Raw genomic sequence first — 2052 nt, forward strand, 5'->3', positions numbered from 1 at the left:
TGGCTTTTGTTTTTATCGTATGGTAGGCATCCCGTTTTTTTCATGGTCAAAAATTTTCATATCAAGTTCGCGTCTTTTCCTTTTGATAAGTGATTGCTCAGCATTACGTAAATGCGCTACCATTTCCATCTTTATAAATTCATTTTGGATCATGGCTAACGAACCATCGATATGTGCTTGAAGATCTGCAGTATCTTTCAGGTTTTCTTTTTTTTGAATTTCATCTAATAGATGTTCGAGGTATTTAAAACGATTTTCTACGTTTTCAAAAGTTTCTAAACTTACAGCTTTATCTTGTATCGATGCAAATTGTAAACGCTCCGAAATAGCTTTGCCCATTTTATCAAAAGTCCCAGAAATTTTGTTTTCTTCCTCTAATACCTTTTGATATGATTCCCTTGAAAGCTTATCTTTCTTATAGAGCGATTCTGGTTCTTTGAGAAAAAAACTAGAAAATTCAATTTTTTTAGGTTCAGTTTTCTGATTCTTTGTTATAGCTTGATAGGCTTTTTCTATTTGTGAAACTTGTTTTTTTTTCAACTCAAGCTGTTTTGTTAAGAGCTCAATAATTTCCTCTTTTTTTAAAAGCTGAAGGATTTCCGAATATTCTGCTGATAGAGCAGGTTGTGGCGTTGAAGCAGGTTGTGGCGTTGAAGCAGGTCGCGACTTTTTAGGTGATTTTGGCTTTGTTTTACGTCTAACTTTAACATCTCTAGTGCGTGTTGAATCTGACAAGCCATAATATGTAGTATATATTCGACCGTCTTTTGTTCGGTGGATTTCGTTGTTATTTCTATCATACACCACATCTTTGCTATTTGCATATGCTGGAGCTAGATTCAGCATTCCCCAAAGGGTGATCATTCCTGTTATAATAAATCGCTTTTTCATCTGTCTCCTCGCTTGATTTCGGCAGGGATTGTTTTATTAATAGGTACACGGTTCCTATCATTTGGCTGTTTTAGCTTTGGTGCTAATGCACAAGCCGATAAAATGTTTGCAATCAAAATTACAAGAATAATCGACTTCATTTTAATATAACTCTTTTTTATTGTTATATATATATCCTGATATTTGTTGTCATTATTATTATTTTGAACATAAAGTAAAGTGTATAGTTTGCGATAATTGATCTTTTCTTAATTTCATTTTTTAATTTATGAAAACAGCTCAATTTCAGTGCGAATATTTTTTACTGTAGGATTGGATATTCTTGTTATTTTGTCACATGGGTATTAAGGGCGTCTGGTACGGGAACCATTGCTTTTTATCTCATCTAGTTTCTATATCTCCATAGATGTCCAAATGTAATGCCTTTTGCGAGAGAATTGGCAACGCTTGATAGTTTGAGTAACAGCATGATGGATATAATGGACAAGATGAGAGCTCCCCCAAACATGAAGCTTATATTCTGGTCGTAATCGAGTTTCATATCGCCCAAATAGTTTGCAAAGATATTCATCATCAGATTAAATACAGTGGCTAAGAGTAAAAAGAGGATTATATAATTGACGACTTGGATTATCCATTGTTCGAAAAGGCGATGAGTTGGTTGCCAGAGCAAAGCAACGATGAAGAGAGGTCCCCATCCTACGAGAAGTGTAATAGCGATTTTTGTTAGGAGCACGAGACCACCACCGATTGCGACTACGAGGCTTGTTGCCAGCAAGATGATGATGCCTAAGAGACTGTAAAGCAGACCATTGCCTTCGAAGAAGACGGTTTCTTGGAAAAGACGTCCTGCATATTGGAATCCTTTGGTTGCTGCTGTATCAAGTAAATTCATTAATTGTGTATTATCGAGTGGATTTGTTATGAGCGCTTTTGATAACTCATAGGGCATTTGTGTTATTAAATCCGCAATTTCACTCTGATAAAGTCCTGTGGTAAGAGCTATTGAAGTAATAATACTTATCCGTAGGAAACGATTTACAAATCCGGAGAGAGGCATATCTATAGCGCCCCGAATGATGAGCCAACCATAGATGATGAAAGCAATTGTGATACCGATTGAAACAAAGGGTGTAATTGTAGCTATTGTTTTTGAGGAAA

3 protein-coding genes are annotated in these 2052 nt (G+C 35.7%); all 3 read right to left on the reverse strand.

Translation table 11 applies throughout. The features are described 5' to 3' along the window. Positions 1 to 12: 12 nt before the first annotated feature. The gene (locus tag PVV63_RS10125) at positions 13 to 891 is read right to left on the reverse strand and encodes a type IV secretion system protein (RefSeq protein WP_273791744.1); all 879 of its coding nucleotides are present in this window, start codon (positions 889 to 891) and stop codon (positions 13 to 15) included. Next, entirely contained in the window at positions 888 to 1031 is a 144-nt protein-coding gene (locus tag PVV63_RS10130) for a TrwH protein (RefSeq protein WP_273791745.1), read from the reverse strand. The genes PVV63_RS10125 and PVV63_RS10130 overlap by 4 nt, the downstream gene beginning before the upstream one ends. 245 nt (positions 1032 to 1276) lie before the next feature. Then, a partial coding sequence (locus PVV63_RS10135; RefSeq protein WP_273791746.1) for a type IV secretion system protein occupies positions 1277 to 2052 on the reverse strand: 776 nt, incomplete at its 5' end.

This window comes from Bartonella sp. CM31XJBT (assembly GCF_028618555.1).
GTDB lineage: Bacteria > Pseudomonadota > Alphaproteobacteria > Rhizobiales > Rhizobiaceae > Bartonella.